Genomic DNA, 14085 nt, shown 5'->3' on the forward strand with positions numbered 1-14085 from the left:
CCGCCGGCGAGCCGCCGCGAGCGCCCGCGCGAGGCTATGCCTCGATCCGCTCCAGCACGAGCGCGGGCGCCTCGGCGGGCGCCGGGCCGAGCCGGAAGGCGGCGCGGACGCGATCGGCCGCGGCCCGCGCGTCGTCCGCCCGGCGCGCGTGGATGCGGGCGAGGGGCGCGCCGCGGTCCACGCGATCGCCGCGCACCGCGGCGAGCTCGATCCCCACGGCGGGGTCCACGCGCTGGTCGGCGCGCGTCCGCCCGGCGCCGAGCGCGACCGCCGAGAGGCCGATCTCCAGCGGATCGACGGCGGCGACGTACCCCTCGTCCTGCGCGGCGACCTCGACCACGACGGGGGCGCTGGGCAGCCGGCCGGCGTCCTGCACCACGGCCGGATCGCCCTTCTGCGCGGCGATCATCCGCGCGAGGACCTCGGCCGCCGCGCCGCTCGCGATGGCGGCCTCGAGCTTCACCCGCGCCTCGGCCGCGCTCGCCGCTGCGCCGCCGGCGATCAGCATCTCCTCGCCGAGGGCGAGCGTGCACGCGACGAGGTCGCCCGGCCCGCGGCCGTGCAGCACCTCGATCGCCTCGCGGGTCTCGATGGCGTTGCCGACGGTGCGCCCGAGCGGGGCGCTCATGTCGGTGAGCAGCGCGGAGACGCGCTTGCCGGCCGCGGTCCCGACGCGCACGAGCGCGGTCGCGAGGGCGCGGGCGTCGCCGAGGGTCTTCATGAACGCGCCGCGCCCGACCTTGACGTCGAGCACGAGCGCGTCGATGCCCTCCGCGAGCTTCTTCGAGAGGATGCTGGCGACGATGAGCGGGATCGACTCGACCGTGGCGGTCACGTCGCGCAGCGCGTAGATGCGCTTGTCCGCGGGCGCGATCCGGGCGGTCTGCCCGATCATGCACGTCCCCACCTCGCGGACGATGCGCGCGAACGCGTCGGCGTCGAGCGCGACGTCGAACCCCGGGATCGCCTCGAGCTTGTCGAGGGTGCCTCCGGTGTGGCCGAGGCCGCGTCCGGACACCATCGGGACGGGGACGCCGCAGGCGGCGACGAGGGGGGCGAGGCAGATCGAGACCTTGTCGCCGACGCCGCCGGTCGAGTGCTTGTCGACCTTCCGCCCGGGCACGCCGGACAGATCGAGGACGTCGCCCGAGTGGAGCATCGCGCGCGTGAGCGCGACGGTCTCGGCGTCGTCCATGCCGCGGAAGAAGATCGCCATGAGCAGCGCGGCCATCTGGTAATCGGCGAGCTCGCCGTCGCTGAGGGCGCGGACGATCCGCGCGATCTCGTCCTCGGACAGCCGCCCGCCGTCGCGCTTCTTCGCGACGAGCTCGACAAGGGTCTGCATCGGCGTCGAGCTTACCCGGGTTCGCCCCTATTTGTCCCTGGCGCGGGCCCCCCTATGGTCGGCGGGAGCGCGCGGACCGTCCCCGCAGGAGAGCGGGCACGGCGTCGGTCACGGTCGCGCGGGAGAAGGGAGCCGCAAAGGGCCTCATGAACAGCCTCCTCTACGCCCGGGCCCAGATGGGCCTGTCGCTGGCATTTCACATGATCTTCGCCGCCGCCGGGGTGGCGCTGCCGCTGATCATGGTCATCGCGGACGCGCTCTGGCACCGGACGGGCGATCGAGACTACCTCGAGTTCTCGAAGCGCATGGCGAAGGGGACGGCGATCCTGTTCGCGGTGGGCGCCGTATCGGGGACGGTGCTCTCGTTCGAGCTCGGGCTCCTGTGGCCGAGCTTCATGGGGACGTTCGGAGAGGTGATAGGGCTCCCGTTCTCGCTCGAGGGGTTCGCGTTCTTCACGGAGGCGATCTTCCTCGGCATCTACCTCTACGGGCGCGGCAAGCTCTCGCCGAGGCTGCACCTGCTCTCGGGCGCGCTGGTCGCGCTGAGCGGCGCGCTGTCCGCGTTCTTCGTGATCCTTGTGAACGCGTGCATGAACGACCCTGCCGGGTTCACGATGGTCGACGGGCGCCCGGCGAACATCGACCCGGTCGCGGCGATGTTCAGCCCGCCGTGGAAGCACGAGACGCTGCACGGCATCCTCGCGTGTTATCAGGCGACGGCGTTCGTGATGACGGGGATCCACGCGCTGGTGCTCCTGCGGCACCCGTCGAGCCCGCTGTTCCGCAAGGCGTTCGCGGTGACGCTCGTGGTCGCCGGGGTGACGGCGCTGGCGCAGCCGCTCGTCGGTCACTACGCGGCGGTGGAGGTCGGGAGGGGGCAGCCCGCCAAGCTCGCGGCGATGGAGGCGCACTTCGAGACCTCGGCCCGCGCGCCGCTCCTCGTCGGCGGCCTGCCCGACGTGGAGCGGGGCGAGGTCGACTACGCGATCGAGATCCCGGCGGGGCTCTCGGTGTTCCTGCACGCGGATCCTGACGCGGTGGTGCCCGGGCTGGATGCGGTCCCCCGGGACGAGTGGCCGCCGGTCACGGCGACCCACCTCTCGTTTCAGGTGATGGTGGGCGCGGGCTCCGCGATGGCGCTGCTGGCGGTGGTCGGGGCGGTGCTCGCGTGGCGCCGCCGGGGGATCCCGGATCAGCGCCCGTTTCTCTGGGCGGCGATCCTGGCGAGCCCGCTCGGCATCGTGGCGATGGAGGCGGGCTGGCTGGTGACGGAGCTCGGTCGCCAGCCGTGGATCGTGCGGGGCGCGATGCGCACGCGCGACGCGGTGACCCCGTTCCCGCACCTCGCGGCGCCTTTCTGGACGTTCACGGCGCTCTATGTCTTTCTCGGCGTGGTGGTGGTCTACCTGCTCGTGCGCCAGCTCCGCGCGGCGCCGCTCGGGGTGACGGGGGGCGGTGGCGCGACGCTCGGGGGGACTGGCGGCGGCGGCGCGCCGCTCGGGGGGACTGGCGGCGGCGGCGCGCCGCGCGCGTCCGGGGGAGGCGAGGCCGATGCGCACTGAGTGGTTCATCGGCGGGGTGATGATGGCGGCGCTCGTGCTGTACGCGCTGCTCGGGGGCGCCGATTTCGGCGGCGGCGTGTGGGATCTGCTCGCCTCCGGCCCGCGGAAGCGGGAGCAGCGCGCCCTCATCGAGCGGGTCATCGGCCCGATCTGGGAGGCCAACCACGTGTGGCTCATCCTGGTCGTGGTGCTGCTCTTCACCGCGTTTCCTCCCGCGTTCGCGGCGATCTCGATCGCGCTGCACGTCCCCCTCACGCTGTTCCTCGTTGGCGTCGTGTTTCGCGGCTCGGCGTTCAGCTTCCGCAGCTACGACTCCCGGGGCGATCGGCGGCAGAGGCGCTGGGGGTTCGTCTTCTCGCTCGCGAGCGTGATCGCGCCTGTGCTGCTCGGCATGATCGTCGGCGCGGTGGCGTCCGGGCGGATCCGGGTGGTGTCGGGGGTGGTGACGAGCGGCTTCTTCGCGCCGTGGCTCTCGCTGTTTCCGTTCGTGGTGGGGCTGTTCGCGCTGGCGCTGTTCGCGTTCCTGGCGGCGGTGTACCTGACGAACGAGGCGAAGGAGCCTGCGCTGGTCGACGATTTCCGGCGGCGCGCGCTCGTCTCGGGCTGCGTTGTGGCGGCGCTCGCGCTGGCGTCGTTCGCGGCGTCGTTCCGGGGCGCCCCGCTCATTCGAGAGGGGCTGACCGATCATCCGATCACGTGGCCGCTCCACGTCACGACGGGCCTCGCGGCCACCGCGGCGCTCTTCGCGTTGTGGACCCGCCGTTTCCGTCTGGCGCGCTTCGCGGCGGCGGCGCAGGTCACGCTGATCCTGCTCGGCTGGGCGGCCTCGCAGTACCCGTTCCTGGTGGTGCCGGACGTGACGCTCGAGGGCGCGGCGGCGAACCCGAGGACGTTGCGATTGCTTGTCTGGGTGCTCGGCGTCGGATCCGTGCTGCTGTTCCCATCGCTGTACGTGCTCTTCCGCGTCTTCGGCAGCGGCCGGGCGGGGGCTGCGTCGGACGGCGACGACGACCATTGAGCGGGAGTGGGGCCGACGTACGTGGAAGTCGCGGTGGCCAAATCTGATGCACCACCTCGACCTACCCGCAGGAGAGGCGTGAGGACGACTGGCTGAACAGCGGCTCTGTGTCCGTCCGGGCGCTAGGGGCCGATGGCGCGATGCCGGTCGCCCATTGCATTCCTGGGACCTGCAACCCGCTCTCGCTGCGCCCCCGAAAAAATGCGAACGCTTTCGCGGGCCTCCCCACGGCGGTCGAACCGTGTTACGCTCGAAGGCGCGAAGTTTCAGGATGCTTGTGGGGGAAGGAGCCCTGTAGAGATGGCGAACATGGCTAGATACCGTCGACACGCGATTGTGGGGTTACTTGCAGCGACAGCCGGTGTGACGGGCTCGTTCGCCGCGTGCACGGACTCGTACCGTCATGGGCTCACCGGCTCCGGCTCGGGCCCCACCGGGACCGGCGGCAGCAGCGGCGGCACCGGCGGCGCGGGCGGGGAGGGGGGGAGCACGGGGACCTTCGGGGAGGGGGGGCGGTGCGATCCGGTCTGCTCCAACGATCTGAAGAAGATCCTCAGCTGCAATGGCGTTGCGTTGGAGACTTGCGGGCCGGAGGAGGGCTGCGTCAACGCGGAGTGCGTGCCCAACCCGTGCGAGGCGGCGGAGAAGTCGAAGAGCTCGTACGGGTGTGACTACTGGGCGCTCAAGCCAGCGCTCCGCACCGAGTCGAGCGGAGCGTGCTTCGCTGCTTTCATCGCCAATACGTGGGAGAAACCAGTCCACATCAAAGTGGAGAGGGATGGTGTCGAGCTCCCCGTAGCGACTTTCGCGGGCATTCCGTCTGGCCAAGGGCAGGTTGAATTTGAGCCGTATAATGAGGCTAACGGACTTGGCGTCGGTGAGATAGCCATCCTGTTCCTCTCTCGACGCAACGCCGGAGGAACTGGTCTGCCTGCTTGTCCGCTGGGGCCGGCAATTGCGTCTAACCCTGCAACGGGCGAAACCGGAGAAACCGGGGTCGACGGCACCGGAATCGGCTCGGCTTTCCACATCACGACAGATTATCCCGTGGTCGCTTACCAGATCGTTCCGTACGGGGGCTCACAGTCTGCCGTGACATCGGCGTCATTGCTTCTCCCGACGAGTGCGTGGGACACGAACTATATCGCGGTGAATGCCTACAAGTCGTCAGAACCGCTGGTTCCGGGTGGCAATCCGTCGCTGGAGATCCTCGCGAACCAGGACAACACCAAAGTCACCATCTTGCCGAAAGTCGCGATCCTCGGTGGTAACGGCGTCGCGGGCGCCAGCGAGAGGGAGCCTGTCACATACACGCTGGATGCCGGTCAATTCCTTCAGATCGTGCAACCCGAGGAACTCACGGGAAGCCCGATTTTGTCGGACAAACCCATTGGCGTGTTTGGCGGCTCGTCCTGCATGTTGGTGCCTGACGTGGAGTTAGATTGCGACTCAGGACACCAGCAACTCGCACCGATCAAGGCGATGGGTAACGAGTACGCCGCAGTGCGGTATCGTAATAGAGGGCAGGAAGAGGAGTCTCCTCCTTGGCGCCTCGTGGGCGCTGTGGACGGCACGAAGTTGGAGTGGATTCCCACGAAACCCGACAATGCTCCGGACGAGCTCAACCTCGGCGAGGTGGTGGAGTTCAATAGTCCGGGGCAGTTTGTTGTGCGCAGTCAGGATGCTAATCATCCGTTCTATCTGGGATCGTACATGACTGGCGGATTCGCGTACGACAGGGTCGGAGACCCTGACTGGATCAATGTGATTCCGCCATCGCAGTACCTGGATTATTACGTGCTGTTCACCGATCCCACCTACCCTGAGACGAGTTTGGTCGTCGTCCGCACCAGGTCGAAGTTTGACCAGAAGTTCGCCGACGTGACGCTCGACTGTCTTGGTGAATCATCCGAAGGCGGAGCGATCACGGGCTGGGAGTCGCTGGGGCAGGACTACGAGTATGCGCGCATTGATCTCGTGAAGGGCAGATTCGAGAATCAGGGCAATTGCGCCAACGGGCGGCATGTGATGTCCAGCGCCCTGCCGTTTGGCGTCACCGTCTGGGGCTGGGGCGCCTTTGACCCTCACCTGCAGGTCTCCTACGCGTACCCCGCTGGAGCTGGCTTCCAGCCGATCAACAATGTCGTCGTGCAGCCAGTTCAATGAGGCGCTTCTCTAGCTGATGGGGGCACCGGAACTCTCGGGGAAACGAACTGGTATGGCCAAAGGCATATTGCCAGCGTTCTCCCCGAGCGGTGTGGCTGGGGGCATGATGGCAGCGTGGCTGCCCCACGGATGAGCACGAGTCGGCCGTCCCTCAGGGCTCGTGGGTTCGGAGCGCCAGCTCCGGGAGTGCTGTCCGTAGCGTTCTTTGCGAGCGTTTCACCTATAAATGATTTGACGATCCTGGCTGCCGATGAGGCGTCATCATGGTGCCACGCTGTCTCCACACTCAGCTCGATGCTGGAACCCCGCGCAGTATTACGCGTTGGGACCGCCGCTTGACATCAATGCGCCCGGCTTGATTCTATTGATGTCATGGGAACTCGTATGTCGAAAATGGTCTTCGGGCCTGAAGCGGGATGCCTCGCTGTCGTCGTGTTTCTCGCGGGTTGCGGCAAGACCCTCGGCCTCGAAGAGTTCATTGACGCTCCCGCCGCTTCGGTGGCCGGCAGCGTAGGTTGAACGCCTCTCTCTACCTGGGAGGTGCATCCGAGATCGATGCGCCGATCGAGCTTGGAGAGCATGTAGAGAATCTGGAATATGCGATCTCGCGTGCTTCATCGGATAGAGAGTTCGGCTTCGCCGTGGCGCACCGGTGACGCCGGCATGGGCGCCGCGCCCGCCGCCTCCTACGGTGACGGGGCAGTGGCGGGCCCTGCGTACTGCCCCATGCCCACCGACCGTGCGACCTGGACTCCGACACGCCGCGGAGCGGTCCTCGCTCCTCTACCGTGGGCGCGAGCACTCTCGCCGCCGGCGGCCGGCACGCATGCAGCGGAACGTTCGCGTCAGCATCTGTCCACGGCTCTCGTAGGAAGTGTCGACGCTGACATCCGAAATCTCCGCCTCATCGGCCGGTCTTGTCACTCAGCTTGGGTCTTTCTGGCGCAGCGCACGCCCTGGGTCCTGACTGTGCGATATTCTCTGTTTCTGAACGTTGTATCGTAGAGCGGGGCGATGGCGTTCCCGCCACGAACCACGTGTCCTGTTGAGCCCGAGCAGCCCTGGTTCGAGCAGTCCTCGCACGGCATCGGATAATCATCGCTGCAATCCAGGGTCCACTCCGAGACATTTCCTAGCATGTCGGCGTGGCCCCACCTCGCATCGCCGGACGGCGAGAACGAGCCAACAGGTAGGAACGCGGCGACGTTGCATCCGCTGGAAGAACCGTTTCCTCTGCACTCGTTGGCAGCGAACCCGCGCTCTCTCGACTCGCCCCACGGATACATCCGCTGCTCCGCGCCGCCCGCGGCGGCGTAGTTCCACTCGGCCTCGGTGGGCATGTACCCCCCGTCCCATACGCAGAATGCGAATGCCTCATACCACGTGACGCAATGGATCGGCCGGTGGTCGTTGGGGCCCGGCTCGGTGGTCCATGTCGGGTAGTAGTCGCATTCGAGCTGTGCTTTGAGCTCCTCGGTGTTTGCAGAGAGCGAGGATGTCCAATCGAAGCGCCACCCGCTATCGGTCACGCCGGGGCGCTCCCCGGCTTTGAGCGCCGGGGGATCTCTCTGCGTCCCCTTCAACGCCTCCACGAACGCCCGAAATCGTCCTACCGTGACCTCGTATCTGTCGAGCCTGAAGTCGCTGACGGTGGCTGGGTAGCTCTCATCATTGCTCCGGTCGAACGTTCCTCCCGGCACGACGTCAGCAGCGCAGCAATCCTTGTCCCCGTCGGCCCCGCAGCTCACTCCCGTGCCAGGCGCGTCGCCGCCCTGGCAGCTCGTCGGGACGCACACCCCGTCGCGGCACCCCGGGAACGGCGTCGCGCAGGGCGCCTCCTCGACCCACGCGCCCCCTTCGCATCGCCGCGGCTTCTCACCTGAGCACCCGCGCTCGCCCTCGGTGCATGGTACACATCGGCCCTTTGCACAGACTGGCGTCTCTCCACTGCAAGGCCGCTGGTGAACCCACTCCCCATCGGCGCACTGCCGGGGCGTGTCGCCGACGCAGTCGCGCTCGCCGTGCGCGCAACCCCCGGCGCCCGAGCTCGAGGCGCTGTCGCCGCCGGCTCCGCCTCCCCCAGCACTCGCCCGCGGAGCGTCCTTGAAGTCGTCAAGCCCGAGCACCAGGCCGCAGCTCGTCATCCCGGCCGCAATCGCCAGCGGAGCCATCCGCGCGCCCGCACCGTAGCCCGTTCGCCGCTTTTTCACCGTCGCCACGCGGCCCACGCTACACATCGTGTCGAGGACGCGGAAGCACCGCGTGCCAGCCCGCCGCCCAACCCCGCGCGCCCCGGACACAGCCGCCCGCTTCCGCGCCGGTCCTCGCACCTCCTGGTTCGACCCAGGAGACATCCTCCCCCGGCCCGAGTAGGCTCCCGCCCGGACGCCGGCCCGCATGCGGCGGAACGCCCGCGTCAACCTCGTTTTTCGAGCGTTGCTTGGAGGACAGCTCACCGTGATGGATCGACGAAACCTGCCGGGCCGTGCGCCGCGACGCCCGTCGCGCCTTCGCTGCGCGCTGACCGCAGCGGCCCTGGCCGCACCGGCCCTCGCCGCGCTGGCGCCCTCCGCCGCCCGCGCGCAGGACCGGACCTTCTACCTCGATCGCCTCAGGATGGCCGGCGCCCCCGACGACGGGATCGGCGTCTGGCGCCCGCACATGGGGGAACGGACGCGCTTCTTCGGGCAGCTCGGGCTGGGGATGTCGGTCCACCCGCTCCGCGACGACAACTACGTTGACAACCTCGCCATCGAGGAGCGGGTCGAGGGCGACGGGCCCGTCACCTCCCAGCTCATCACCTACCTGAACGCGGGCGTCGAGATCCTCGGCCGCGGCGCCCTCCAGGTCTCGTTCCCCATCGTCCTGTTCCAGGACGGCAACCAGACCTACCACCGCGAGCTCGGCCTCAACCAGAGCGTCGACCTGAAGACCGCCACCCCCATGGACCTCCGGGTCGACGCGCGCTTCGTCGCCCTGGAGCTCGACGAGCGCCGCTTCCGGCTCGGCCTCACCGGGGCGGTCTTCGTGCCCATCGGCAACACGTACTCGTTCGCAGGCGACCGGGGCGTGAGCAGCTCGTTCGGCCTCGGCGCCGAGTACGACTTCAAGGATTTCTTCGTCACCCTGAACACCGGCGTCGCCATCCGGCCGCGCGTGGCGCTCAACGAGCTCGTCGTGGGCAGCGAGCTCACGTACGGCGTCGGCGGCTACGTCCCGCTCCTCGACGGCAAGCTCCGCCTCGGGGCCGAGATCTTCGGCTCGTTCGGCCTCCTCAAGGAGACCGCGGGCGAGCTCGATGCCTCGCCCATCGAGTGGCAGCTCAACAGCAAGATGTTCCTCACCAAGGACAAGGCGGTCTACGTCGGCGCCGGCGTCGGCACCCGCATGAGCGGCGGCTACGCGCCCGATTTCCGGGGGGTCGCCCTCGTCGGCGGCTCGTTCGGCATCGCCGACTCCGACGCCCGCTCGCCGGGCTTCAACTACGTGATCACGGCGGAGAAGGACACCGACGGCGACGGCTACCCCGACGTCATCGACCTCTGCCCGGAGGACCCCGAGGACGGCAAGCAGCCCAAGCCGAGCGACGGATGTCCGGACATGCCCGACCGCGACGGCGACGGCATCCCCGACGTCGTCGACAAGTGCCCGGACGACCCCGAGGACAAGGACGGCATCGACGATCGCGACGGCTGCCCCGAGGAGGACGCGGATCAGGACGGCATCCCCGACGCGCAGGACAAATGCCCGAAGGAGCCGGGGCAGGTCGTCGTCGAAGACCCGGAGAAGAACGGCTGCCCGTTCTACATCCGCAGGATCACGGGCTCCGCCGAGATCGAGATCATGAAGCAGGTCGAGTTCGAGTTCGACAGCTCCAGGATCCTCCCGCAGAGCTATCCGATCCTCGACGAGGTCGTGCGCCTGCTCAAGGCGAACCCCGAGATCAAGCTGCTCAGCATCGAGGGGCACACCGACAACCAGGGCACCATCGACTACAACGACCGGCTCGCGCACAACCGCGCCATCGCGGTCAGGGTCTACCTGATCAACAAGGGCGTTCAGTCGGAGCGGCTCACCTCCGTCGGCTATGGCTCCCGCCGGCCGCTCCTGTCCAACGACACGCCGGAAGGCCGGCAGCGCAACCGGCGCGTCGAGTTCCATATCAAGTCGCAGACGATCGAGGGCCGGTAAGCTCCAGCCGGAGCGGCTGGCCGATCCTCCCCCCGGGATCAAGCGACGTTTGCGTGCACGTGCCCCGGCATGGGCACGCAAACGTCATCTCCTGAGAGCCGGCCGGGTTCGGCCCGGCCACGCGGGCGCGTCCCACGCAGGCGCGCTCCCGGGGATCGGCGTTCAGTCGTCGCGGTGCGCGAGCGCCGGGCGACGATGGTCGCACTTGCCGGGGATCGGAAAGCCGCAGACCGCCTCTTCCGTCAGGCAAACCTGCTCCGCGGGACACTGCTCCGGATCGAGGACGCCGGGATCGCAGGGACGAGAGCAGAAATCGGGCCTCGCCAGCGGGGCGTCGTAGCGGCCGTTGCCGTCGACATCGATGGTGATCGGGTTGGTGATCGCGTAGGGCGGGACCGGCGACCAGTCGGGCACCGTCGGCGTGGGCGCGAACAGGGCGCTGAGCGCGGGGATCCGGCCGAACGCGTCGCCGGCCAGCCGGGACAGCTGGATCTCACCGAAGGGGACGTCCAGGGAGACAGGGCTCATGAGGTTCCTGTCCTCGAGCCCCATGGCGATGATCACCACCCAGGAGTCGCGATCCGGCGCCGTGAAGGTGACCTTGCCGCGCACGTCCACGATCGCGCTCGGCGGCATGGCCGGCTCCAGCAAGCGGACCATCCCGCCGTTCAGGTAGATCTCCACCCGATCGACGCCGAACCAGCTCGCCGTCTGGACATCGAACAGGAGCTCGAGCGACTCCCCGGCGCTCGCCGCCGCCACCTCGCCGTAGGTCTTGCCGCGGATCGTCGCGCGGATGAAGGGGCCGTACGTCGCGAAGGCGTGCGCGCCCCGCAGGCTCTCGACCGCGGCCGGCATCTCGAGGGCGGCTGGGGAGTCGGTCGCGCTCCGGAAATAGGTCCGCGGGAAGCCCGGCTCCTTCGACCCGTCGTGGCTGTCGCTGCTGGCGATCTGCGCCGGGGCGAAGCCCCGCTCGAGGTAGCGGAAGTAGTCGTCCACCTGGCCCGCGCGGTACGTGCACGGCGCGTCGCGCGCGTCCTCGGGGACCGGATCGCCGCCGAGCGCCGCGGGCCCGCAGAGCTCCTGGCTGTCGGAGGTCGTTCCGGAGAAGGTCCAGTCGTTCGCCTGCTCGTCGGGCGTCCGGGCGAGGATGCGCTTCATCAGCGCCCACGCGAGCTCGGTGCGGGCGCGGCGCTTGCAATCGGAGACAGCAAGAGCGACGGCAGCCGCGCCTGCGCCGGGGGCGCCCGGCGCGGACGTCGCCGCGCACGGCGCGCGCAGCCAGCCCGCCTCCTCGGGGCACGCGGCCTCGATCTCGGCGGCGCTCCCGGCGGCGTTCAGCCGCGCGAGGCAGCGGTTCCAGTCGACGACCTCGGCCACGCTCGGCGTGCGCACCAGATCGAACCGCTTGCCGTTGATGACCTCCATCGCGTCGAACGCGCAGCTCGCGGTCCGGAAGACGGGGTTGTTCTCCTCGAGGAACGTCGGCGTCCGGCCCATCGTGTAGGTGTCGACGCCGAGCTGGTCGATGTAGCCGAAGAAGCCGTCGCGCGGGTGCGCGACGATCGTCAGCGGCGCTACGGTGCCGTCGCCGGAGGCCCGGATGGCGTCGAGGATCGCCCCGCCGGGCTCGCACGTCCAGTCGTGCGCCCCGTGGCCCGGGACGTCGAGCTCGTCGTACCCGAGCGGGAACCCGATGAAGTGCCCCTGCTCCAGCGTGGTGATCTCCGCCCCGATCGCCGTGGCGAGGTGAGGCGCGAGCCCGAGCGCGCGCGCTGTCGGCTGGTAGTCCGTCTCGACGTCGTGGTCGGTCGACACCGCGAGCTCCACGCCCTCCGCCGCCACCGCGGCCACCCGCCGCGGCAGCGCCATGCCGCTGTCGAAGCTCGGCTCGGAGTGGAGGTGCATGTCGGCCGACATCCACCCGCTCGTGTCGACCTCGCGCACGAGCGTGGCGTCGAGCTGCAACGTGCGGCCCGGCGCGAGCGTGACGTCGCGCTCGACGTAGATGCCGTACTCGATGCCGCGCGACACGGTGATCTGGTATCGCCCCGGCTCGATCTCGACCTCTCCCTCGCCGGTGGCCGTGATCTCGACGGCGCGGTTGCCGTTCCCGAGCCGGCCGTCGCCGAGGTAGACCCTGCGCCGGCCGTCGCCCGGGAGCCTCCGCCCCGCCTCGTCGAGCGAGGCGAAGGCGAGCTTGGCCGGCACCCGCTGGCCCGCCTCGTCCGCGACCCGGTAACGCACCCTCGCCGGCGCGGGGAGGCGCGGCGACACCACGGCCTCCTGTCCGGCACGCAGGCTCACCCGGAGGGGCGCCGACGTCGCCGTCCCCGCCGCGTTCCTCGCCACGAGCAGGTAGCTGCCGGGCGGCAACGCGCCGCGGAAATCGCCGTCTTCGGACGGGTCGAGGCCGAGATCCGCGTCGATCTCGTCGACGAGGCCCACGTCGCCGCGCGCCTCCCGGTTGGCCGCCACGAGCTCGTCCAGCGAGGCGAAGGGCCGCGCGGGATCGGGATCGGCGAAGACGAACACCCGGGCGTTCGGCGCGGCCTCGAGGGTGTCCTCCCACAGCACGTGGCCGCTGACCGCGCCGGTCGCGGTCCCGCGGAGCCGGTGCATCACGCCCGTCACGCTCGAGACGTCGCCGTCGCCCACGGCCAGGTAGCGCTCGTAGCTGAACGCGCGGTGAGCGTCGCACGCCGCGTCGTCCTCCTCGCTGAACAGGCACGATCGGCTGGCGGACACGAACGCCGTCGCCGCGCTGGCGAAGAGGGGCACGTTGACCACCGATGGCGCCGTGCCCTCCGCTGCCTTCGTGAAGTAGCCGTAGCTGACGTCGCCGCCCGCCGCGGCCACGAAATCGAAGGTGAGCGGCGCCTGGAAGGAGTTCCGCCCCGCGTTCCACGCGTCCTGGACCGCCGTGTCCTCGTCGAAGCCCGCGCCGGGCGCGAAGACGTCGTTCTGGTTGCCGAAGAACACGAAGTCTCCGGCGACGATGCCGGCGCGGCGCGACGACGCCTCCTGCGCGGCCTCCGGCGGATCGCCGAGGACGCCGCCGAACACCGAGACCGGGGCCGTGGCGTTGTCCAGCGGCAGGACGTCGCTGCAGGCGCAGGTCAGGCAGCCGCCCGGGTCCTGCTGATACCCGTTCGGGCACGGCTCGCAGCTCCTCTGGGGCTCGCAGCCGGGCGGCGGCCTGTCGTCGAGCAGGAGGACCGTGCGCACCGTCACGAACCGATCGCCCGGGTGAAGGAGGTAGTCTGTCCGGAAGCGGATCCTGGAGCGGACGTCGGGGAAGAAGAGGCCGAGCAGATCCTCCTGCGCCCGGAGCAGGCCTATCGCCTCGAACAGGAACTCGCCGTCTCCCTCGACGCGGATCCCGGCCTCCGCGCCGTCGGAGCCGTCCGCGAGCACGGAGACGTCGGTCGCCGTCGGGTCGGGCACGATGAGGTTGGCGAGCGAGAACATCTCCGCGAACCGGTCCCGCCCCTGTCCGCCCTCCTCGCCGATCCGGCCGCGCCGCCGGTCGACGTCGACGATGGCCCCGCCGAAGATCCCCGGCCCGGGCGAGTCCCGCCCGCCCAGGATCGCCACGCGGATCTGGTCGTTCTCGAGGAGGAAGTCGCCGATGTCCGCCATCGCCACAGGGCCGCCGACGAGCTCGGCGCGCTGCTCTATCCGCTTGGCGCGGAGCAGCCGATCGCCCCCGCAGCTCGGCAGCGCGGGGGCGGCGAGCGCGGCGGCGGCGAGCGGGACGAGCGCTACCCGGGTGAGCCAGCGGTGGGTTCGCCGCACAGAGA

The 14085-nt window shown here is 69.7% G+C and carries 7 protein-coding genes; 4 read left to right on the top strand and 3 right to left on the bottom strand.

Annotation, left to right across the window (positions count from 1 at the left end):
* Positions 1–34: 34 nt before the first annotated feature.
* Positions 35–1345, bottom strand: a complete 1311-nt coding sequence (locus WME97_RS13310) for a thymidine phosphorylase (protein WP_437552271.1) — start codon at positions 1343–1345, stop codon at positions 35–37.
* Positions 1346–1491: 146 nt separating this feature from the next.
* Here WME97_RS13310 and WME97_RS13315 point away from each other — a divergent pair, with 146 nt between their 5' ends.
* The 3 genes from WME97_RS13315 (at position 1492) to WME97_RS13325 (ending at position 6091) form a co-directional block, all read left to right on the top strand.
* Positions 1492–2907: a cytochrome ubiquinol oxidase subunit I gene (locus WME97_RS13315; RefSeq protein ID WP_437552272.1), complete on the top strand. Its 1416-nt coding sequence runs from the start codon at positions 1492–1494 to the stop codon at positions 2905–2907.
* Complete coding sequence (locus WME97_RS13320) at positions 2897–3925, top strand: cytochrome d ubiquinol oxidase subunit II (protein ID WP_437552273.1); 1029 nt, start codon at positions 2897–2899, stop codon at positions 3923–3925. The genes WME97_RS13315 and WME97_RS13320 overlap by 11 nt, the downstream gene beginning before the upstream one ends.
* Positions 3926–4225: 300 nt before the next feature.
* A complete protein-coding gene (locus WME97_RS13325) occupies positions 4226–6091 on the top strand; it encodes an IgGFc-binding protein (RefSeq protein ID WP_437552274.1) in 1866 nt (621 codons plus the stop codon).
* Between the two features lie 920 nt (positions 6092–7011).
* Here the strand turns inward: WME97_RS13325 and WME97_RS13330 are convergent.
* Positions 7012–7839, bottom strand: a complete 828-nt coding sequence (locus WME97_RS13330; protein WP_437552275.1) for a formylglycine-generating enzyme family protein — start codon at positions 7837–7839, stop codon at positions 7012–7014.
* Positions 7840–8551: 712 nt separating this feature from the next.
* Between WME97_RS13330 and WME97_RS13335 the strand changes: the two genes are divergently transcribed.
* Positions 8552–10282, top strand: a complete 1731-nt coding sequence (locus WME97_RS13335) for an OmpA family protein (RefSeq protein WP_437555380.1) — start codon at positions 8552–8554, stop codon at positions 10280–10282.
* Between the two features lie 162 nt (positions 10283–10444).
* On the opposite strand, the gene WME97_RS13340 is transcribed toward WME97_RS13335, so the two are convergent.
* Complete coding sequence (locus WME97_RS13340) at positions 10445–14080, bottom strand: PHP domain-containing protein (RefSeq protein ID WP_437552276.1); 3636 nt, start codon at positions 14078–14080, stop codon at positions 10445–10447.
* Positions 14081–14085 lie beyond the last annotated feature (5 nt).

The organism is Sorangium sp. So ce367, assembly GCF_051520455.1.
Lineage (GTDB): Bacteria > Myxococcota_A > Polyangia > Polyangiales > Polyangiaceae > Sorangium > Sorangium cellulosum_B.

Bases quoted from the DNA above. Each gene is read 5' to 3' on its own strand.
- WME97_RS13335 (WP_437555380.1), top strand. From the start codon at position 8,552: ATGGATCGACGAAACCTGCCGGGCCGTGCGCCGCGACGCCCGTCGCGC.
- WME97_RS13315 (WP_437552272.1), top strand. From the start codon at position 1,492: ATGAACAGCCTCCTCTACGCCCGGGCCCAGATGGGCCTGTCGCTGGCA.
- WME97_RS13325 (WP_437552274.1), top strand. From the start codon at position 4,226: ATGGCGAACATGGCTAGATACCGTCGACACGCGATTGTGGGGTTACTT.
- WME97_RS13320 (WP_437552273.1), top strand. From the start codon at position 2,897: ATGCGCACTGAGTGGTTCATCGGCGGGGTGATGATGGCGGCGCTCGTG.
- WME97_RS13310 (WP_437552271.1), bottom strand. From the start codon at position 1,345: ATGCAGACCCTTGTCGAGCTCGTCGCGAAGAAGCGCGACGGCGGGCGG.